The organism is Chitinophaga sp. 22308 (assembly GCF_052045305.1).
Lineage (GTDB): Bacteria > Bacteroidota > Bacteroidia > Chitinophagales > Chitinophagaceae > Chitinophaga > Chitinophaga varians_A.
Map to the genome: position 1 here is coordinate 216,967 of NZ_JBQEOP010000010.1, position 20,465 is coordinate 237,431.

The 20,465-nt window shown below is 49.7% G+C and carries 23 protein-coding genes; 7 read left to right on the forward strand and 16 right to left on the reverse strand.

The window, feature by feature from the left end; all coding sequences use genetic code 11:
- The first annotated feature begins 118 nt into the window (after nt 1-118).
- Nucleotides 119-1,762 (forward strand): acyl-CoA dehydrogenase family protein, encoded by a 1,644-nt coding sequence (locus tag ACTJJS_RS31625; protein ID WP_440667848.1) that lies wholly within the window; start codon nt 119-121, stop codon nt 1,760-1,762.
- A gap of 633 nt (nt 1,763-2,395) precedes the next feature.
- On the opposite strand, the gene ACTJJS_RS31630 is transcribed toward ACTJJS_RS31625, so the two are convergent.
- From ACTJJS_RS31630 to ACTJJS_RS31680, 11 genes are all read right to left on the reverse strand, one after another.
- Nucleotides 2,396-2,626 (reverse strand): hypothetical protein, encoded by a 231-nt coding sequence (locus ACTJJS_RS31630; RefSeq protein ID WP_440667850.1) that lies wholly within the window; start codon nt 2,624-2,626, stop codon nt 2,396-2,398.
- Nucleotides 2,627-2,659: 33 nt separating this feature from the next.
- The gene (locus tag ACTJJS_RS31635) at nt 2,660-3,067 is read right to left on the reverse strand and encodes a hypothetical protein (protein ID WP_440667851.1); all 408 of its coding nucleotides are present in this window, start codon (nt 3,065-3,067) and stop codon (nt 2,660-2,662) included.
- Nucleotides 3,068-3,114: 47 nt separating this feature from the next.
- Nucleotides 3,115-3,441, reverse strand: coding sequence for a hypothetical protein (locus ACTJJS_RS31640; protein ID WP_440667852.1), 327 nt, complete (start codon nt 3,439-3,441; stop codon nt 3,115-3,117).
- A 71-nt stretch (nt 3,442-3,512) separates the two neighbouring features.
- Complete coding sequence (locus ACTJJS_RS31645; protein WP_440667854.1) at nt 3,513-4,079, reverse strand: hypothetical protein; 567 nt, start codon at nt 4,077-4,079, stop codon at nt 3,513-3,515.
- Nucleotides 4,080-4,505: 426 nt separating this feature from the next.
- Nucleotides 4,506-5,471 (reverse strand): DUF5996 family protein, encoded by a 966-nt coding sequence (locus ACTJJS_RS31650; protein ID WP_440667855.1) that lies wholly within the window; start codon nt 5,469-5,471, stop codon nt 4,506-4,508.
- Nucleotides 5,472-5,521: 50 nt separating this feature from the next.
- A complete protein-coding gene (locus ACTJJS_RS31655) occupies nt 5,522-6,691 on the reverse strand; it encodes an acyltransferase family protein (protein WP_440667857.1) in 1,170 nt (389 codons plus the stop codon).
- Nucleotides 6,692-6,799: 108 nt separating this feature from the next.
- The gene (locus ACTJJS_RS31660) at nt 6,800-7,102 is read right to left on the reverse strand and encodes a hypothetical protein (RefSeq protein WP_440667859.1); all 303 of its coding nucleotides are present in this window, start codon (nt 7,100-7,102) and stop codon (nt 6,800-6,802) included.
- Between the two features lie 100 nt (nt 7,103-7,202).
- Nucleotides 7,203-7,715, reverse strand: a complete 513-nt coding sequence (locus ACTJJS_RS31665) for a hypothetical protein (protein ID WP_211092808.1) — start codon at nt 7,713-7,715, stop codon at nt 7,203-7,205.
- A 33-nt stretch (nt 7,716-7,748) separates the two neighbouring features.
- A complete protein-coding gene (locus tag ACTJJS_RS31670) occupies nt 7,749-7,874 on the reverse strand; it encodes a hypothetical protein (RefSeq protein ID WP_440667861.1) in 126 nt (41 codons plus the stop codon).
- 45 nt (nt 7,875-7,919) lie between these two features.
- On the reverse strand, nt 7,920-8,834 hold the full coding sequence (locus ACTJJS_RS31675) for a helix-turn-helix domain-containing protein (protein ID WP_440667862.1): 915 nt from the start codon (nt 8,832-8,834) through the stop codon (nt 7,920-7,922).
- 9 nt (nt 8,835-8,843) lie between these two features.
- Nucleotides 8,844-9,737, reverse strand: a complete 894-nt coding sequence (locus tag ACTJJS_RS31680) for an NmrA family NAD(P)-binding protein (protein ID WP_440667864.1) — start codon at nt 9,735-9,737, stop codon at nt 8,844-8,846.
- Between the two features lie 301 nt (nt 9,738-10,038).
- Between ACTJJS_RS31680 and ACTJJS_RS31685 the strand changes: the two genes are divergently transcribed.
- Genes ACTJJS_RS31685 through ACTJJS_RS31695 form a run of 3 tightly spaced genes read left to right on the forward strand, consistent with a single transcriptional unit; the run spans nt 10,039 to nt 13,617 of the window.
- Entirely contained in the window at nt 10,039-11,445 is a 1,407-nt protein-coding gene (locus tag ACTJJS_RS31685; protein ID WP_440667865.1) for a TolC family protein, read from the forward strand.
- Between the two features lie 33 nt (nt 11,446-11,478).
- Nucleotides 11,479-12,435, forward strand: coding sequence for an HlyD family secretion protein (locus tag ACTJJS_RS31690; RefSeq protein WP_440667867.1), 957 nt, complete (start codon nt 11,479-11,481; stop codon nt 12,433-12,435).
- 6 nt (nt 12,436-12,441) lie between these two features.
- Complete coding sequence (locus ACTJJS_RS31695) at nt 12,442-13,617, forward strand: ABC transporter permease (protein WP_440667868.1); 1,176 nt, start codon at nt 12,442-12,444, stop codon at nt 13,615-13,617.
- Nucleotides 13,618-13,652: 35 nt separating this feature from the next.
- On the opposite strand, the gene ACTJJS_RS31700 is transcribed toward ACTJJS_RS31695, so the two are convergent.
- The 5 genes from ACTJJS_RS31700 to ACTJJS_RS31720 all read right to left on the reverse strand — a co-directional run bounded on the left by ACTJJS_RS31700 (nt 13,653) and on the right by ACTJJS_RS31720 (nt 17,314).
- Nucleotides 13,653-14,204, reverse strand: coding sequence for a hypothetical protein (locus ACTJJS_RS31700; RefSeq protein WP_168874951.1), 552 nt, complete (start codon nt 14,202-14,204; stop codon nt 13,653-13,655).
- A gap of 42 nt (nt 14,205-14,246) precedes the next feature.
- Entirely contained in the window at nt 14,247-14,960 is a 714-nt protein-coding gene (locus ACTJJS_RS31705; protein WP_440667869.1) for a dioxygenase family protein, read from the reverse strand.
- Between the two features lie 86 nt (nt 14,961-15,046).
- The gene (locus tag ACTJJS_RS31710; protein ID WP_168874949.1) at nt 15,047-15,748 is read right to left on the reverse strand and encodes a LytR/AlgR family response regulator transcription factor; all 702 of its coding nucleotides are present in this window, start codon (nt 15,746-15,748) and stop codon (nt 15,047-15,049) included.
- Nucleotides 15,749-15,771: 23 nt separating this feature from the next.
- Nucleotides 15,772-16,728 (reverse strand): sensor histidine kinase, encoded by a 957-nt coding sequence (locus tag ACTJJS_RS31715; RefSeq protein ID WP_440667871.1) that lies wholly within the window; start codon nt 16,726-16,728, stop codon nt 15,772-15,774.
- A 232-nt stretch (nt 16,729-16,960) separates the two neighbouring features.
- Nucleotides 16,961-17,314 carry a VOC family protein gene (locus tag ACTJJS_RS31720; protein WP_168874947.1) on the reverse strand — a complete coding sequence of 118 codons (354 nt, stop codon included), beginning with the start codon at nt 17,312-17,314 and terminating at the stop codon, nt 16,961-16,963.
- Between the two features lie 284 nt (nt 17,315-17,598).
- Here ACTJJS_RS31720 and ACTJJS_RS31725 point away from each other — a divergent pair, with 284 nt between their 5' ends.
- The 3 genes from ACTJJS_RS31725 to ACTJJS_RS31735 all read left to right on the forward strand — a co-directional run.
- Nucleotides 17,599-18,846 carry an MFS transporter gene (locus ACTJJS_RS31725; RefSeq protein ID WP_440667873.1) on the forward strand — a complete coding sequence of 416 codons (1,248 nt, stop codon included), beginning with the start codon at nt 17,599-17,601 and terminating at the stop codon, nt 18,844-18,846.
- Nucleotides 18,847-18,891: 45 nt separating this feature from the next.
- The gene (locus ACTJJS_RS31730; RefSeq protein WP_440667875.1) at nt 18,892-19,626 is read left to right on the forward strand and encodes a DUF2625 domain-containing protein; all 735 of its coding nucleotides are present in this window, start codon (nt 18,892-18,894) and stop codon (nt 19,624-19,626) included.
- 125 nt (nt 19,627-19,751) lie between these two features.
- Nucleotides 19,752-20,465 (forward strand): DUF6443 domain-containing protein (locus ACTJJS_RS31735; protein WP_440667877.1); only part of this gene is annotated, 714 nt, incomplete at its 3' end.

The window sequence follows — 20,465 nt, forward strand, 5'->3', positions numbered from 1 at the left end:
CGTTTCCTCTTTCCGAGAACGGCTGTTTTTTTGTTATCCGCCCCGTTCGTATAGCCCGGATGGTTACTTGATCTTAGAGCTAAATATCTTACATTTAAGTACACCAAATCCGTTGTTTATGTCTGGTCCCGGTTTCGATTTCGATCATGTTGGCAATCAGGTCCCTGTATTGGAGAACTACAACACTTTCACGACCCATCCCATACTGCAAAACACGCTGCAGGCCTATGGTGGCGGCTGGGCAGCGCCATTGGCTACTGAAATGGGGCAGCTGATGGGCAGTCACGAGTTCCAGGAAGCCGGCACCCTTGCCAATACCAATCTGCCGGTACTGCATACCCATGACCGGTTTGGCAACCGCCTCGATACTGTGACCTACCATCCTTCCTATCACCAGATGATGACGGCTGCCATCCGGCATCAGGTACATTCCATCGCGTGGACCACCAAAGAAAAAGGCGGGTACCTGGCCCACAGCGCGCTCTCCTATCTCAAACAACAGATAGATGAAGGCAGCAGCTGCCCTTTGACCATGACATTTGCCGTAGTGCCTTCGCTGCAGATAGCGCCTGATATCGCCCGTGAGTGGCTGCCGCTTGTTCTCTCCAACAGATATGACGAACGCCATATTCCCTACACGGAGAAACACGGCGTTACCTTTGGCATGGCCATGACAGAGCCGCAAGGCGGTAGTGACGTACGTGCCAATATCACCATGGCGCAGCCTGTCGGCGATGGCATTTATCATATCACCGGCCGTAAATGGTTTTGCAGCGCGCCTATGAGCGATGCCTTCCTGGTACTGGCCCAGGCGCCGAAAGGACTTAGCTGTTTCCTGGTGCCCCGCTTCACACCTGACGGCATAAAAAACCAGCTGCGGTTCCAGCGGCTGAAAGATAAACTCGGCAACCGTTCCAATGCCTCCGGCGAAGTAGAGTTCCACGGTGCCTGGGCCCGTATTATCGGCGAAGAAGGCCGCGGTATTGCTAATATTATGGAGATGGTGCGCCACACGCGGCTGGACTGTGCCGTAGGCTCTGCGGCCACCTTGCAGCGTGCCCTGGCAGAAGCCATACATCATTGCAAGCACCGGCAGACATTTGGCAAGTCACTACTCAGCCATCCGTTGATGCAGAACGTGCTTACCGATCTGGCCCTCGAATCAGCGGCAGCCACCACCTTTGCCATGCGTCTTGCCAAAGGGTTTGATGACGCGAAGACTGACGAGGCAGCCTTACATTTCACCCGCATTGCGACAGCAGCAGGCAAGTTCTGGAACACCAAACGCGCCGTGCTGGCCATGGGTGAAATCGTGGAATGCCTCGGCGGCAATGGCTACGTGGAAACCTCCATCCTGCCGCGCCTCTACCGCGATGTACCTGTCAACGCCATCTGGGAAGGCTCCAGCAATATTCAGGCGCTGGACGTGCTGCGCGCTATACATAAAGAGCCACACAGCATGGAAGCACTGATGCATTATTTCCAGCAGGGTGCTCCGCTACACCCGCTGTTAACGCGGCACCTGGAAGGGTTGCAGCAGTTACTTTCCCGTCCGGCAGATTATGAACGCAACGCAAGAATTATTGTAGAAAAAATGTCACTGGCCATACAGGCAATTGAGCTGATACAAACTTCTTCCGCTACGGTGGCAGAGATGTTCGTTCAGGCACGGTTGCGGCAAGACAGGCAGTTGACATGGGGCGCATTGGAGGAGATGAATGGCTGGGAGGAAGTGGTGGTTTCTGTGTATAACGGTGGATAAGCAGATTGGTAACTTCAACGGGTATACGTAATCAAGGAGCCCTATGTTTCCTACCTGCCCTATTTCAATGCACCCAAACCAATGCCGGTACAGTTGCCCACTCCTACCTTCCCAGGCAAACGCCACCTGCTCGGGTGTTCCCTCCACCACCGGGCACATGCTGGCTTTGTTGCTGACCATTTTATAAGTGATCATTTTTGCTTTGGCCTAGGGGTAACCCGTGTTAAAGGAGACGGTTACACCTTCGTTCGGAAGTCCATCCTGGCGTAACTTTCGCTTCAGTACTGCCGTCATTTGCCCTCTAGCCTCCGGATCACTGAATACCAGTACATCTGACTTCTACCCCAAAACAATGGATAGCTCCTGCTGTATCCCCTGGATGATTCTTTTCGCCAAAGCGGTGTCGTAAGCGGTAATAAAGAAATGAGAATCATCTCTTGTTCTGGTGCCACTGGACAGGATATCCCCATTCTGAAGCCAGAAAAATCTATATGGGCTTAGTTTACCATGGATTTCATTTTTTCTGCTGATCCATTTGTGCAAGGCGCAGGTCAGGAAAACCTGGCACTAGTTGAAATATATAGTACTTTTATTTCCGCTGGCATTTAGACGGTTCACAAATCAAATGCTATATCAATAGGTATTCGGGCTTGAAGGGTTCCTTCCTGTGACGATACCTGTCTTAGTTTTAGAGGGATCATGCTTTTTTACTGCAATCATCGGTACACTTTCATATAGGAATTGTGATTTAGCAAAATCATAGTACATCACACTTAAATCCACATCACTTCCACTGATTACGGTTAACGGATGGCTTCCACTTTTCAACTCCACTACATCCCCTGGTTTGAATGTTTCTGACATGATATTGGTTTTAAGGTTGCAAATAAATGCTATTTAGTTGCTATATATGGCTGCCACAGCCGCTGCAACGGCAGCCAAAGCTGAAATTACCGAAATTATTTCGGCGCGTACAGCCCTTCTTTGAACATCTTTTGCGTTCTTTTCGTTCATTTCATTAGCCGATGCGACTTTAATAGCGCACCTAACATACCCTCCCTCATTTAAGAATCGCTCAACATTATGTGACTCCTGATGAAACAGCTTGATAATTTTCTTATAGTGTATACCGCCTTTAACCGCTTCAATCCAAGCCCCCTTCTCCGAATTGATAACATTAATAAACTTTAATATCTCATCTTCAGTGATACCAAGTTTGTCAACGGCTACATTTGATTGGCAGCCACGCCCCTTGCGCTCGAACAAGAAATTAAGGATCGCGTCTTTTTTTTGATGTTCGGTCATAAATGAGATTAATTATTCATTCTAATAACATACAGGCCAGGCTGACTTTATTCAGTAGGCATCCCAGCATCGACAGCCGCCTGTTTTTCGATGTCCTTCCATTTGTTATAATTTGCCTCATCCTTTGCTTCCAAATATGCCTGAGCTACCATGCTGGCCTGCAAATAGGTCTGCATTTTGTCCCCTTGGCGTTTGGCTATTTCGTATTGTTGAACGGCATCCTCCGCCACCTGATGTTCCATTTTGTTCAGATCCTCATAGGCCTTCTGTTCAAGGCCGCCTCCAAAATAGAACCAGATGACGACTACTGCGGCAATTGATGCGATAATTCCCTTGAAAGCATTCCCAGGCTTTTTGTTTTGGTCGTTTTCCATCTTTTTGCTCAAACCTACAGAATGTCTTGATGAAATCATTACGGGAAACCGTAACGTGAGAGACAAACGACTTAGTATAAATCAAATTTATTGCTAACATTGGTAACCTGGTTCGCAACAACTACAATCTTTTTAGCATACATCTTCCCCATTACATCGTACACAGTAGAACCTTTTCTATTGTTGGATTGAATGACTATGTAGTATACTCCTGGGGGCACAGATAAAGAATAATTACCGGCACCATCCACTATAGTACTTTGTACGTTTTTGCTGTACTTTATCACCAACAAATTCTTAAATGCCCTGGTTGCAAGCGAATCGTATTTTCCCTGAGTCTCAACTCCCCATTGATAAACTCCATCTTCTATTTCTTTGGGCATTTTCACATCACCCCCCATTGATTTGTAGCCGTAGTAAAGCGAACGATTTATACTTCCAATGTAAAATGAATCTGCGATAGATTGATTGTAACCATGAGCCGATAGACTATCTGTTACCATTACCTCTGCTCCTATATCTGGCTTGTCACCTTGATATTTATTAAAGAAAAATGTAACTACCCCTTTAATTTCGCCGGCTTGAGCCTCAACCAGGCATGGGGTTAACAGGGCAATAATTAGTATAAGTTTATTCATAACAACACTGTTTTGTAAGACTTGTAATAGTTTTCATCAATGTCCTCTCTACTATTTCCCACTACCAATAATTTCATAGCTCATCACTGAAGGAACATTCTTCGTGTGTACGTTAGAACATGCATATAAAAAGGCAAACACAAACAGAGAGCATATTTTCATCATAGGGAAATTGGGTTGCTTTTAACAGGTCATAAATATTTGTAAATGAACATTTTCAGTTTGTTAAACACACATTGCACACCAACAATCTAATTTCAGTATTGCCGGCCAACCGCTGTTTCAGCCTTTATTTATTAACCAAAAAGTTATTGAATCATATGACCCTTATGATCTGAATTTGTTGCCTTTATACAATAACAACTTTATACCAAACGAGTGGTATAGCAGGTTTACTTTTTATCAGGTGAAAGAAAAATCAAAGCGTTACCTTACCTTATAACACCCATAAGCCTCTTCCAAATCCGAATGATCACATTCCAACGCCTTTCGGTCCCAGTGGCTGGTATTGGCCGCGGCTTCATAAGTAGACTGTAAAAAGGCCATTAGCGTAGCTTCCGGATCATCCGACTGCTGCACGGCGGCATAGGGCAACAGGAACTCGCCCATCTCCGGGCTATAGAAGGCTGCCGAGGGTTGTACCGGTTGCGTGGCAAAATCCGGCGCCGCCGGATAAGCATAGGAATAAAAGAACGCCTGTGGGGCCTGATCGTTGCCTGGCCAAAAGCCGCAGGAGCTCACCTCTTTGGAATAAGCCTCCTGCATCACCACCGCCGGCATATTCGGCATTTCACCCTGATGCTGTGGCGCATCCCGGCCGGAGAAGCGGGTGACTGCCAGGTCAAAAGCACCCCAGAAAAAATGCACGGGACTGCATTTGCCCGTGAAGCCGGCACGGAAACGGGTAAATACATTATGTATCCGCACCAGCGCCTGCCAGAAATGCTCTATCTGCTGCTGGTCGTACGACTGATGCAGCTGATCTTCTGTAAATGGAATAGCATCGGGCATTTCGCTGGGAACAGGATAGATGGTCACATCAATATCCAGTGACTGCAGCTTATCAAACAGCGAGGCATAAAAATCCGCCACTGTCCGCGGCCGCAGGCCTACGGCTTCTTTCTGTCCGCTGCTGGTGGTGATCACCAGCTGGTGGTGGATGAAATCAAAATCGATCTGGAAGATACCATGGCGATAAGGCATACTGCCGGTACTAAGGCCATAGGGATTGACATAGAGGGTAACATGCCAGGAATGGTTGAGCCACGGCATCTGGCGCAGGCGTATTTTGCCCACGATCTGCGTCCACAGGTGGACGGTAGCAAGCGTATCTTTCCAGCTGTTATAATCGATGACCGGCCACTGGCCGGATGACAAAGTTGAGTACTGCATGATGGTCCTGATGTTTTCTTCAGGATAACAACCAAAAACCGCCGGGGGTTCTACAAATATTTACCGATGATGTTGTTTTTCCGCAGCAAGGCTGCCAGCCCCCAACTCAGTCCCCAACTGGAAACAAAGGTGAGGAGGAATTTAGGCCAGGCCGTTAGCGGCACGTCCAGCAGTAGATACTGGCACCACAACACAAAGATATAATGCACCAGGTAGATGCCATATGCATTAGCGGAAAGTGATTGCCACCAGGCGTTGCTACGGTTCATCAGGCGCCTGAAGGTTGTCAGGAAAGCAATGCCGCTCAGCGTACAGGACAGTATCCAGACAGACCGGTATATCAGCGTGGCCTGCGCAAGGCTCAGCGCTTTCCGGGCCATCATGGCCGTCAGTGGCGCTTCGCTGCCTTTCAGGAGCGTATATACCCCGAGGGCGGCTATTGCCCAGCACCACCAGTAACGCACAAACGCCGAGCCTTCGGCAAAAATACTGCGACCAAGGCCCGGAGCGCCGATTAACATTCCCAGGAAAAAATAACCGAAGTACAGCAATACGCGGCTCACCTGAAAATCAAAAGGCCCTATGCCGGTCCATTTCCCGGCATCTACCAGCAATACCATGGGAACGTACAATATCCAGCTAAAAAGAAACCAATACAGCAGAAGCCGTCCGGGTTGCTGCCGCCGGTTGGCCATCCACTGGCCCCAACGCGTTACTGCTCCCTGTAATAACGGAAACAACGCCGCCATTACCAGGTTAAATACAAACAACACCCAGATAAACCACGGCGGACCTACCGGCCATGCCTCTACGGTAAAGAAGTCCACCACATAGCCAGCAACATCATGTTTTCCATGTGCGATATAATAAGGCGGGTAATAGGCCAGCAACATCAACAGGGTAACCCCAACAAGAAAAGGAATAAACAAGCGATAGAAACGGTCGCGTATGAATTTACCCGCGCCTTTGCTTTGCAGGCTGCGGAACACAAAGATGCCACTGATCAAAAACATCAGCGACATAAAAAACACATCGTTAAAATCTTCGAAAATATCCAGCCCCCTGCTTCGGGCCACATCCACCACCGGATGCGTGGAACGGATATACGCTGTTTTATCAAACCAGGCAAAGGTGGTATAGGCCAGCGAGGAATGATGTGCTACTACCAGTACGGTAACGAATGAACGTAGATTGTCTACCCAGCTTGTTCTGTTGTCCATACTACAATGTATGCCATTTTTAAGGGGTCTGGGGCATTTATGGTACCAGCGGCAAATATCATGTAATCATCCCGGTAAATTATTGTACCGGTCTTCTGTTGTCGCTTTTTATATGGCCCAGGTGCCCAGATCGAATTCCAGCTGGCCGATCACCTCATAAAATTCTTTATCTGTGGCTTCTTCGTCGTCAAACAACCGCCGGATAACCGCCAGCTTCTCTGTGACGGGAATTTGTTTCTTCGGAAATTTATGCCGGGCCAGCGTTTCCAGTGCGTCTATTTCCGTACGCAGCGACTGCTCCAATGCTTCTTCCCGCATGGTGACGCGATGTTGCCAGTATAACCGCAGCTTATCAAGATGCGCAGATGCCTGGAAGATGAAAGGGGTGTCCGGGTGATTCAGGTCTAACATAATAACGAAAATACAGTTTGTATTCCGGATCTACGGCCGTTGATTTTGTTTTACCAGGGAGAACAAAAAAGGATTGCAGTGTCTGCAATCCTTTTTAATATCAATCGTCATCCCCGTGATGCCCATGCCCGTGCCCGTGGCCTCTCCCGCGCCAATGACCTCTTCCGTGGTCATCGTCGTCGTCATCGTCATGGTCACGGTAGCGGCGGTACCGGTCATCATGGCAATCGCGGATAAGGTCCTGGCGATCGTACCAGCCGCGGTACCTGCCATAGCGGCTGCGATAGTAGCCGGCATTCAGGTACGGCCTCGGGTCGTTGATCACCACTTTATAGCCGCGGTACAAATCGTAATGGTAATAGCGGGGCAATGCGGGCGCAAACACCCAGTCACCCTCATCACGGTCGAAATAAATAAACTGACGGCGGGGAATGTAATAGTAGGCATCAACATCGGGCAGGTAGTAATATTCAGCGTAGTCGTAACCAACGGGGCCCCAAAGTGGCTGGCTGCCTACGTTTAAGTTGACATTAACACGGACCTGGGCTTGAGTTGTTGGTGCATAGTACATGCCAGCGGCCAACAGGAAGGCCATCACAGCAAGCTTCTTCATAAAAATACGGTTTATGCTACCGTCTATGCCAATTTAATGCCAGATTCTGCCGCTAATGTCCGGTACCGGTGGCGCCACCGGGAAAATCACCCCGGGGAATTTCCCTGGAGGCAGATGACCAGTATTGGATACCTTTACCCGGATGCTATCCTTTTTCATAGCTCCTTCTTTTCCCTCACTCATCAGCCTTTTATCCCTTCCCTATCAATTAAATGATTGCCGGAACGCCTGCGGCGAAAGATTCGTTTTGGTCTTAAACAGTTTACTGAACGACTGTGGGTGCTCAAACCCCAGCTCATAGGCAATTTCACTGACCGACAAACTCGTGGTGGACAACTTTTCCTTCGCCTTTTTCAGCAGCATGTCATGGATATGATGTTGCGTGCTTTTTCCTGTCAGTACCTTCAGCAGGCCGCTGAGATAATTGGGAGACATGTTCAGCTGATCGGCTATATACTGCACCGTAGGCAGTCCTCTGCCTGTGAGGTCATCGCTGTTGAAATAGTCCGTCAACAGGGCTTCCATCTTGTCCAGCACCTGGTGGTTGGCCATTTTGCGCGTCAGGAACTGCCGGTGATAAAACCGTTCGGAGTAGGTGAACAGCAGTTCCAGTTGGGCTATCATCACATCATGACTGAACTGGTCCATGTTGCCACGGTACTCCTGCGCAATATTCTGCATGATAGTGGAGATGATCGCCTCTTCTTTTTCAGACAGATGCAGCGCTTCGTGCACGGTATAGCCGAAGTACTCACAACGGCCCAGCTTTTTTGCCAGCGGCGTATTCCAGAGGAAATCGGGATGGATCAGCAAGAGCCATCCCGTATGATTAAACTGACCTTCGCTCTCAATGGAAAACACCTGGCCGGGCGCCACAAAGAACATGGTCCCCTTGTCAAAATCATATTGCTGTTGCCCATATTTCATCCTGCCCGCGAAATTACGTTTCAGCGCTACGGAATAGAACTCCTGCACAATATATTTAGGCTCGTCGTCTGCCAGCCATTTCAGGTCTTCGAAGTCGATGACGCTGATCAGCGGATGCCCGGGGCTGGGCAAACGCCGCAGCTGGTGCAATGCGCTGACCGTTTTCAGATGATATGGTTGTGTGCCTGCCATGTGTTTAAATTAGTTACTTTTTGCGAATACCGCAGCAAACTCCGTCGCAAAATCCTCTACTTTCACTTTCCCGATGGTCGCTGACGGATCGTTGTAGAAGTCTTCTGCCAGTATGCCGGAGTGGATGCTGTCGTACAGCTCCACGAGTGCGGCGGCTGTAGCGGCGGGCACGCCGTGCGCGTCCAGCTGTTCACGTACCACCTGGCCCGGCACCACCTGCCAGGCCAGGTCCGGCTTACCGATGGCTTTTCCCAATATGGCCGCCACCTCGTTGCAGGTGCGCTCATCACTGGTGAGGTAACGTACTTTCGGCGCATTGTCTGTACGGACAATCTCCTCCGCCACCACGTCTGCAATGTCTGACGGAGATACCCAGAGCACTTTATCATCTCCCCCGTAGTTAGCGGCGATAAAGCCCAACTCCCGGATCATGCCGGCAAAGTTATACAGATTATAATAGAAGCTGGTAGGGCGTATATGCGTCACCGTCAGTCCCGGTACGGCGTTCAGGATTTTTTCTGAATGATGGGAACCCAGGATAACACCCGTGCCACGGTCCAGGTGCGCGCCAAAGCTGCTCAGGTACACGGCCCGCTTTACGCCGGCTTTGGCCAAGGCCTGTGCATAATTTTGCGCTATCCGGCTGTAATACTCCACCGGCGTTTCCTGCGTGGTGTAGTTGGGCGGTGTCATGCAGTACACCGCGTCAGCGCCGGCAAAAGTCTTTTCCAGAAATGCCGCGTCGGCGAGAGAGCCTATGGCAGCCCCGGCGCCAAGCGCTTCGATGGCCGCCTGTTTGTCGGCGCTGCTGCTGATAACCGTTACGGTATGGCCTTTTGCTGTCAACTGTTGTGTCAATGGCTTGCTGATATTTCCCAGGGAACCTGTTACGATAATGTTCATGTGATATGTTTTTTTGCTGTTACAAAGTTCCCATACCGGTACCGTCCCTACGAAGCCAAATCTACTTTTGTTGTAGCCAAACGTATTATTTTTATCCGGGACCTTCGTTTTTTAACTAATTAATAAAAAAACCATATCAGTGTATCTCCTCCAGTGCAGGCCTCCCCCGAAGGGGGATTGATCAACATAACCTGTATTTTATATATATAAAAGAAAAAATTAAACATTGGTTTATTTTATGTGTTAATTCAAAGTAATAAGCTATGTTGCAACCATCTGTAGATTAAAAACGTGTATATCAATGAAAAGCAAGCTGTCATTCCTACTACTTTCACTGTTATTTTACCACTACGCCAAAGCACAGACGGCCCCCGGTTTCAAAGAGCTGCTTGACAGTGCCATGGTGCGGGATGCAGACCTTAAAGCCCAACAGACTAAAAACAAACTTACTGTACTGGACCAGCATAAGCTGAAAGATGTTTACCTCCCCACCCTGGAAGTTAGCGGTATGGCCAGTTATCTCAATGCCACCGCACATGTTATTTCCCCGGAGCTGAACCTGCAACCGTTTCTCAACATCCCCGAAGGCAAGTACAATAACAACATCAATGTATCGGGTTTTTCAGGGCTGGCCAAAGCGGACGCCAAAATGCTGTTGTATTCCGGCGGTAAGGTGCGGCAGCTCAACAAAGCACTGGAGGAAAAGCGGCAGTCCGAAAACATCCTGCTGGAAAAAACATCCGATGAAGTGGCGGCAGTCATCTCCCGGGCATATGACCAACTGGCACTGGTGCACCAGTCCAAAAAAGTATTGGACGAGGCTAAACGAAGACTGGACGCCAACCGCAAAACAGCCGACAAAGCGCTGGGATATGGACTGATCACCCCTTATGACCATAAGAAGATAGAGCTGGCGCAAGCCACCCTCGATTCCAAAATGGCAGAATATGAAGGGAAAAAAGAACTGTTGCTCACACAGCTCGAAGTGCTGACCGGCATTGACAAAGAAAGACTGCGGCTGATAGAACCGGTACTGCTGCCTGTGGCCCTACCCGCGCCACAGAAAACAATCGATCAACGTGCCGAGATACGCGCACTGGACCATGGCATTAATGCGTCCGGCTTTAAAATAAAGGCAGAACAAACCTGGTGGATACCGAAAGTACAGCTGATGGCATCTTCCTATTACATAGGGCTGTATGGCGCGAGAATAAAGTCATCCGACAATATCATCCCTCCTATTCCGGCTATCGGTTATCCCGGCCGCAAGCTGGACTGGCGGCCCACCAACCTCAATATCTTCCCGATGCTGACAGCCGGCGTAGGCTTTAAATGGGAGATCTTCGACGGAAGAGAAGGCAAACATGCCATCGAAACAGCCCGCATCGACAGAGAGCTGCTGCAAAACCAGAAGTACGACGCCATGCGGAAGCTGACCTTAAACCAGGCCAACAACCAGTCCAATTACAACATCGCCAATTCGCAGATAGCCCTGAAGAAAAAAGAGAAAGAGATGGCCACCAATGCCCTGGTACAGGCGGAGAAAGAATTCAGATATGGCATGTCCAAATCGACCCAGCTGATAGAAGCGGAAAACGACCTCGAAGCAGCAGAACTGGATTATCAGAACGCCATTTTCAACCAGCGCCGCGCCGCTGTGGAAGTGATGCGGTCAACCCAGGAACTGGACATCTCCAAATTGTACTAAGCCATCAACATTACTCAAACTAATTACTATAAGATGAAAATAACTACACCCATATTATTGATCTGTTCACTGGCACTGGCGAGCTGTTCTTCCAAAAAGGCCAACAGCGACCGTTTCGAGGGCAAAGCCAAAAAAGATGTGGTGTCTTTTGCGCCGAAGGTTACCGGCAGAATCCTGAACATCTATGTTAAAGAAGGACAAAGCGTGAAAAAGGGAGATACCCTTGCCCTGCTGGACGTACCGGAAGTTTCCGCCAAAATAGCGCAGGCACAGGGAGCCGTGAATGCCGCCACCGCACAGGAGCAGATGGCCCGCAACGGCGCTACGGCCGATCAGCTCAAACAGCTACAGGCGAAATACAAAGGATTAAAGGAACAATATGAATTCGCCCGAAAATCATATGAAAGGGCCACCAATATGTTCAACGACAGCCTCATTTCTCCACAGTCCTACGACGAGGTATATGCCAAATACCAGGGCGCCAAAGCCCAGTACGATGCGGTGATCGCCGAACTGGACGACGTCAAAAGAGGCACCCGTGCAGAGAAAGTGAATATGGCCGCCGGTCAGGCATCACAGGCCAAAGGCGCTTTACAGGAAGCCAACGTGGCCTACTCCGAGCGTTACATCATCGCCACCAACGACATGGACATAGAGACCATCAGCCTGAATCCCGGAGAGCTGGCCACTGCCGGCTTTGCGCTGTTCAACGGTTATATCCCCGGCAGCACCTGGTTCCGCTTCACCGTACCGGAAAGTAAAATCGCCGCCTATAAAAAAGGACAGGACGTAAAAATGAAAGTGCTGTACAACAACGAAGAAATAGACGGTACCATCGCTTATATCAAACAGCTGACCCGCTACGCGGACATTACCACCGCTTTCCCCGACTATCAGCCGCAGGACGCGATCTATGAGATCAAGGTACAGCCCAAAGATGAAAGCAAGACCAAAGACATATTGGTAAATGCAAGTGTTTTACTGAAATAATCAGGCATGAAAGAATTTTTCCGATTGTTGAAACGGGAGTTTAAGCTGTTCCTCGGCAATTCCACCCTGCGCTCCGTGTTTTTCCTGGCGCCGGTGTTATACGCCACCCTGATCGGCTTTGTATATAAAGCCGGGAAAGTGGAAAATATACCCGTGATCGTTATTGACAAAGACAATACTCCGCTGTCCGCGCAACTCGTGGAAATGCTGGGCGACAATAAAAGCATTAAAACGCTGAAGTACCTGCAGGAGCCGGCCAATATAAACGACGAAGTGATAAAAAGGGAAGCTGCGGCCGTAGTAATGCTCCCTGCGCGCTTTGAAGCCGATATCCTGCAGAAAAAATATCCGGAAGTAAACGTGTACGTGAACACCAGCAATGTGTTGACCGCCAACTTCGCGTCTAAGGCGCTGCAGCTGACCATCGGCACTTTCTCCGCCGGTGTTTCCATCAAAGGATTACAGAAGATGGGAATGCCCGCTGTCAGGGCTGCTACACAGTATGAGCCGTTTAAGACCAACTACATCACGCTTTTCAATACCACCAGCAACTACCTCATCTTTATGTGGCCCGCCATGCTGGCGGTAGTATTGCAACAGGTGATACTGCTGGCCATGGCCATCAGTTTTGCGGCGGAGTTCCAGCGGGGCTCTTTTGTGACCGAATATGCCGGTATGCGACGTTGGGCTTTCCCGATCATGCTCATCAAGGTGATTCCCATCTGGACATTCTCCGTTCTCATTGTTTCCATTTATTACCTGATGCATATGTTCTTTAACGTGCCGCTGCCGGAAGGCATCCTCAGCTTCATATGGTTGACGGCAGTTTTTGTAGGCTCTGTATCGTTCATGGGCGTGTTTGTCAGCATCCTGATACCGGACGCGTTAAAGGCCACACAGGTGTTGATGGTGATTGCATCGCCGGCATTTATCATCAGCGGTTTTACATGGCCACTCAGCGCCATGCCGGCATTTGTGCAGTTTATGGCGAATATCATTCCGCTGACGCCGTTCTTGCAGGCATTTAAAATTCTGTTGATACAGAAAGGGTCGGTGGAACTAACGTTCCCCTATATACGGCATTTAAGTATCCTGTTGATAATATATGCCATCCTGGGCTGGCTGGCATTAAAGATAAAACTGTGGTACCTGTTCAGGACCGCTAAAGAGAGTAAGTTGTAAGCTGGCCCGCTTACAACTTACCCTATCCTGCTTTGTTAAAGTACCTGTGCTATATGATGCACATCTTGCGGTTGCGACAGCGGTTTGTAGCTGGTAATGGCCAGCTGTGGCTGTAACGCCACCATGAACGTATCATAAGTGTCTGGTTGGCCTGTCTGCTCGGGAGACACCAGCAACAGCCGGTCGCCGATGATATGCAGCAGCGTAAACGGCGGTGTGATGTAATTCACCGCAACACGGTGCTGGCTGCGGTCTTCAATATCAGACTCGATCAGCTCCAGATGATACAGTTCAAAAGGCAGTTCTTTGCTGCCGAGGCAATCCGTCACCCCCGGAATCCTGTTGCCCAGTTCCTGTAGATACAAGCCCACTGCAAAGCCCACTTTATAATGCAACGAATTGGATTTCGGATTATGGGCTTTCAGTTCGGTGAAGGTCCGGAACTGCTTATCAGGATTATATGCCTGCGACTGCATCAGGAATTCCACATAGGAATCTTCGAATATCTTCTTCTCCAAATCCCCGGTGGAAGCCGCATCTATGACCTGTCTGAAAGACAGGGTGATCTGCGCTGGCTGCGTCTTCATAAAAATAAATTAAATCGACTGGTAAGAAATTGGTTGAAAAAATTATCTGATGTTGATCGTATGATACAGGTTATATCCCCCGCCGGAAGCAGGTGTTACGGTAGCCAGTTCAGTTGCCAGTGAGTCGTAGATGATACCGTCGAGATAGTTGGTAGTGGGGTTCTGTCCATGTACTGCATATAACGGTGTGCTGTATACGGCGGCGTTGATCGCATCCGGGAAGGCGATCTGCGTGGTCAGGTACAGGCTGGTGCCGATAAATATCTGTGCATGCAGGTGGGTGCAACGGCCGGGGTACCATCCGGGGTAGATAGACTGGAAATGTACCAAACCATTGGCGTTGGTGTATTGCAGCCCTCTGCCGAAAAGACGGCCGACATTGTTCTGCACGCCCAGGTAGCCGTTGTTGACATAACCGGAATAATAACCGTCCTTGTCGCACTGCCAGATATCCACCCTTGCATTGGTCACAGGAGCGCATCCTCTGCTGACGCTTTGCACTTTGATATCGATGTACAGCGGAAGACCGGGTTTGTTATCGGTGATGTTTACCCGGTTAATAGCGGAGCCACGGCTGTTGTACAGGGGATATGGACCGTCCATGTCGGGATCTGTGAGCACGCAGGCGGCTTCTGTCTGAGCACCGGCGGCAGCTGCTGCTTTAGGGTCTGTGTTGTCTTTTTTACAGGCTTCCAGCAACACAGGGGCAGAGATGGCTGTAACAGCCAGTGATCTGAGAAAATTTTTCCTTTCCATAAGATAAAAATTGTTTGACTAAAGATCTGTCAACCCCATTTTTTTATCAAGCAGGTATCGGTAAAAGCGAGCGATGTGCCGACGTATTATTTGCCGCCCCATTCCCGTATACTGTCAGCATAGGTGCTGCTGACGGGCAATGTGGCACCGGAATGCAGCAGCACTTTACGGTAGGCGATAGCACAGATACTGCGCACCGCTACAATATAGCTGCGATGGATACGCCGGAAGCGGTCGTGCGGCAGCTTCTCCAGCACTTTCTTCAAAGGCATCAGCGTGAGCACCGGCCGGCCGCTTAACAGATGGATACGGATATAATCTTCCAGGCTTTCGATATATTCCACGTCGTCCAGCCATATCCTCACCTGTTTATATTCCGCATATACGAAAAACGACTCTGGCTCGCGGGGTGCTACAGCAGCCTGTTTGTAGTGGTACTGCATCATCGTTTTCTGCATGGTCCTTGAAAAACGTTCCATGCTGATAGGCTTCAGCAGGTAGTCCAGTGCCTCCAGTTCAAACCCTTCATGGGCAAATCGTTTATGCGCCGTCGTGAAAATGACCATGGGTTTTTCCTCCAGGGAACGCACCAGATCGATGCCGGTGATATCGGGCATATTGATATCGATGAACAGCAGGTCTACCGGGCGGCAACGGAGGAATTCAGCGCCCGACAGTGCATCGTCGAAAGTCTGCAACAGCTGTAAAGCGGGGAACTGCGCGGTGTAGTTCCTGATCAGCTCCAGTGCAAGCGGTTCATCATCTATAGCGATGGCTTTTATCTTCATATAGGTGAATGAAGTAAATTGGGTTAATCTGTCAGTAATGTCAGTCTGACGGTATATAGGTTATTATCTGTGGTTATGTCCAGTATATGTTTTTGTGGATACAGTAATGCCAGCCGTTGCCTGGTGTTGGCAATTCCTACACCGCTGCTGTTGACCGGCGCGGCTTCCCGGAAGATACGGTTACAACAGAAAAAATCAATCTGACGGTCTTTTATGCTCAGGCGGATAGTAACCGGCGCCGGCTGATGTTTACTGATGCCATACTTAAACACATTTTCCACGAACGTCATCAGTATCAGCGGACTGATCTGTTTATGCTCCATCTCCCCGGAAACCTGGTAATCCACTGTTTCCGGCTGCAGACGGAGCTGTTGCAGGGCGATATAATCGCGGATACAGGCCTCTTCCTGCGGAAGCGGCACATAGTCGGCGATCACCTCGTCCGTAATGTAACGCATAATATTCGATAAGCGCAGAATACTGTCCGCAGTGTAATTATTTTTTGTCAGTGCCAGGGTATAAATATTATTCAGGGTATTATACAGAAAGTGCGGATGTACCTGTGCTTTCAGGAAAGACAGCTCCGCCCTGATCTTTTCCCGCTCGGCGGTAAGGGCGCGCTGCTCGGTCAATTGCCAGCGGCGCGTAGTGGTGATAGCAGCGCCCAGCGCCATGATCATAAAGAAGATAAAGAGGCTGGTGATATCGATGACCGGTGGCACATACACCCACGCGGCCCCCTCCGGCGGCACCGCCCATTTCTGCCGAAGGAGCCGGTCGAACGGTTGCAGGAAAAAGATGCCCGCACATAACAGCAAGGCCATAGCGGCATAACCACCATATCTGCCCGGAATAAAAAATCCGGGCATCAGGTAATAGCGATTGAAATAGAACAGGCAGATGTAACAGCTGCAGAACAGCCAATAACTGTAGTGCATGGCAGGCGCTATCAGTTCAGTATACCCCTTCCCGTTAGACATGAACAACAACGGGAATATCATAAACAACAAGCAACAGACGATATGAATACAGATTTGAGGGGCTTTCCAGGATAACATATACAAATTAAGGGAAGCAGCAGGGTTATTTTTCATAAGTGTCGATGAAACGGGAAAATGTACCGATCTGTGGATGAAGATATAAAAACGGCACCCATCAGCAAAAAAGGCTGTAAGTCACTGACCTACAGCCTTTCCTGTTAGTTTACAAGTATTACACGGTGGCCCAGACCGCCAGCTCATATCCGTCAGGATCCTCGAACTGGAACCGCTGCCCGCCGGGAAAGCTGAAGATATCTTTTACGATCTTCCCTCCTGCTGCCTGTACCTTCGCCCTGGTCGCCTCCAGGTCTTCGGAATACAGCACTACCAATACCGAGCCTTTTACCGGTGTGCCAGTGGTGAAGCCGCCATCAACATAGTCACCTCCAAATGCCGTATAGCCCGGACCATAGTCGACAAACTTCCAGCCAAAACAATTCTGATAAAATTTTTTGGCGCGTTCGAGATCATTCGTGAGAAACTCAATGTACTGTACCTGTTCGTGTTTTAATTTGTTTGCTGTCATGGATAGCGTGTTTTTGGCAAAAATATATAAAGGGTGATGTTGCCTGTTTGGAAAAAAACGACAAAATGCGGCCCGGGGCAATATCCGGTGCAGTTCCGGTTTCCAGGTGATCAATCTGTTTTCAAGATACCTAAATTTCCCTACTGGATAAATTATTTTCCCTATCCCGCTGCCGGCAACGCTGTTTCCATATGCGCTTTTGCAGTTCATCTCCCTATTGATGACGGCGGGCTTATTCCCGGCTTCCGACAGACTTCTTTATCTTTGTGGTTAGGCAAATAGCTATGGAAATTAAACTGGGATTAAACGAAAACTGGCAGCAGTTCACGCTGCTGGTGCTGGTCAACATACTGGTAGGTGGTATGGTGGGCCTGGAGCGGACGGTAGTGCCGCTGGTAGGCACGGAGGAGTTTAAGATAGGGTCAGACATCGTGGTGTTTTCCTTTATCATCGCTTTTGGCGTGGTGAAAGCATTTACCAATCTTGTTTCCGGCGTGCTGGCCGACAAATACACCCGGAAGCGCGTGCTGATCGCCGGCTGGCTGGTGGGGCTGCCGGTGCCGTTCTTACTGGCGTGGGGACCGTCGTGGAACTGGATCATCGTGGCCAATGTGCTGTTGGGCGTAAGTCAGGGACTGGCCTGGTCGATGACGGTCAACATGAAAATAGACCTTGTAGGCCCGAAAAAACGCGGGCTGGCCATGGGGCTGAACGAAGCGGCCGGCTACGGCGCCGTGGGACTGACAGCGTTACTTACAGGTTACCTCGCGTCACACTACGGATTAAGGCCCGCCCCTTTTTACATCGGGATTTTTTACACCATTGCCGGCCTGATATTATCCATCCTGGTGATCAGGGACACGCGGCAGCATGCCCGCCTGGAATCCGCGCAGGTAGCGCAACAACACCTTCCGGGTGAACAGTTCCACAAACCGGATTTGTTATGGGTGTTCCGGGAAACATCTTTCCGGAACAGGAACCTCTTTGCCGTTTCACAGGCAGGGTTGATCAATAACCTGAACGATGGCATGTCATGGGGTGTTTTCCCTTTGTTGTTCATCGCTGCCGGCGTAGGCCTGGAAGGCGTAGGCTGGATAAAAGCCGTGTATCCGTTCGTGTGGGGCTTCGGACAAGTCATCACCGGTCCGCTGGCCGATAAGATAGGCCGCAAGCCGCTGATCGTATGGGGCATGTTTGTACAGGCATTAGGACATGTGGTCATCGGCCTGGCATTCTTTCCGCCGCTCACATCCGGGCTGGTAGGCTCTGTACTGCTGGGCATTGGCACCGCAATGGTATATCCCGCTTTGCTGGCGGCCGTGAGCGATGCTGCGCACCCCTCCTGGCGGGCTTCCTCCCTGGGCGTTTATCGTTTCTGGCGGGATATCGGCTACGCCGCAGGCGCCCTGATGGCCGGTATTGTGGCCAACTTATTTGGGCTGATGTGGGCTGTGCATATAGCAGGCATTATCACCTTCCTCTCGGGCGTGGTGGTATTGTTCCGCATGAAAGAAAATAATGCCCGGCTGTAAACCGGATTCATTTACTTTGCGTACAACAGAATAGAATTTATTGTCATGATGAATGATTATCGGTTACAACTGCTTGGTGTGGCCCGCTTGTTTGCTACCCATGTTACTAAAAGACCACTGGAAGAATTGATCAACACCCATGAGCCCGGCTGGGAGCATGTCGTGTCCTGGATCGACAGCGCCACCAACAAGGTGGAAGTCCTGCCTGTTACAGCAAGCGAGGCCGGAGAAACTTTGTATGAAGCACAGGTGACCACCCGCTCCCCGATGGGCGCCATTATTTTCAACAGCGGCGGCATACTGGTAGATCACGGCTGGATAAGGATTCTGGGCTCGGGCCATCCGAAATTAAACAGAACGTTCCATACGTGGAACAACGGCAAAACATCATTTCCCGAAGGCAATGCAGGTTTCATACTGATAGCTGATGACGCTGCCGGCGGTTTTTTCGCAATTAACGGCGGCGGCCTTGGCGAAGACTTAGGCAAAACATACTACTTCGATCCGTCGGCATTGACGTGGGAGCCGCTTGACCTCACCTATACCGAGTTTTTGCTATTCTGTTTTGAAGGAGATGTAGCGGGATTCTATCACGACCTGCGCTGGAAAGACTGGCAACAGGACGTGTCAGCGCTGGACGGCAACGAGGTCTTTAGCTTCTACCCCATGCTCTGGACAAAAGAAGGGAAAGACATCAATACCGTTCACAGAGGAAAAGTGCCCATAGAAGAGCATTACAGCCTAACTATACAAATGATGCAGGAGCTGAAAGGAGGATAGTAATCCTGGTTAAGTAATATTTCAATATATTTAAGTTGTCAAATCCTGTTTTCGATTGTTGCCCAAGAATAATACCTATGAGAGAAAGAAATCACTGTAGCTTCACTCAAATTTCCGCATTTTTATTGTTTGCAGCTATATTTTCCGGTAGTCAGACGGCCTCCGGCCAGCAGCCTGGTGGAAGCAGTCTTCCCTCCGCCACGCCTGTAAATATCCCTGGCGCCTATACGAATACCAGCATCAATTATATCCGTACCTGGGAGCCTTCCAAACCGCTGACAGATCCTGCGGCAGTAATGGCCCAGACAAATCCGACAGCCGATGTAAAACAGGTTACGCAGTACTTTGACGGCCTTGGGCGGCCTTTGCAGACGGTGGCCAAAGACATGGGTGGTAAAGGCGGAGACATGATAACCCCGGTGATATATGATGCTTTTGGGCGGGAACAATTTAAGTATCTGCCCTACACGGGAGCCACCACTGACGGAAAGTTCAAAACAACGGCGTTTGTTGACCAGGACCAGTTTTACCGGAATTCCGGTAAGTATACGGGAGAACGGATATTTTACAGCCAGACAGAATTTGAGGCTTCGCCGTTGAACCGGGTGCTGAAAACCTACGCTCCGGGCAACAGCTGGGCGACCAAACCAGTAACGCTTCAATACCTCGTTAACACAGTCGCCGACTCTGTGCGTATCTGGAACATAGATGCTGCCGGTAACCCTGTCAGCCCGGGTGCGTATGGAGCCGGGCAGCTATCCGTAACGGTGACAACAGATGAAGACGGTGGCCAGGTGGCGGAATATAAAGACAAATCCGGCCGGGTGGTACTTAAAAAA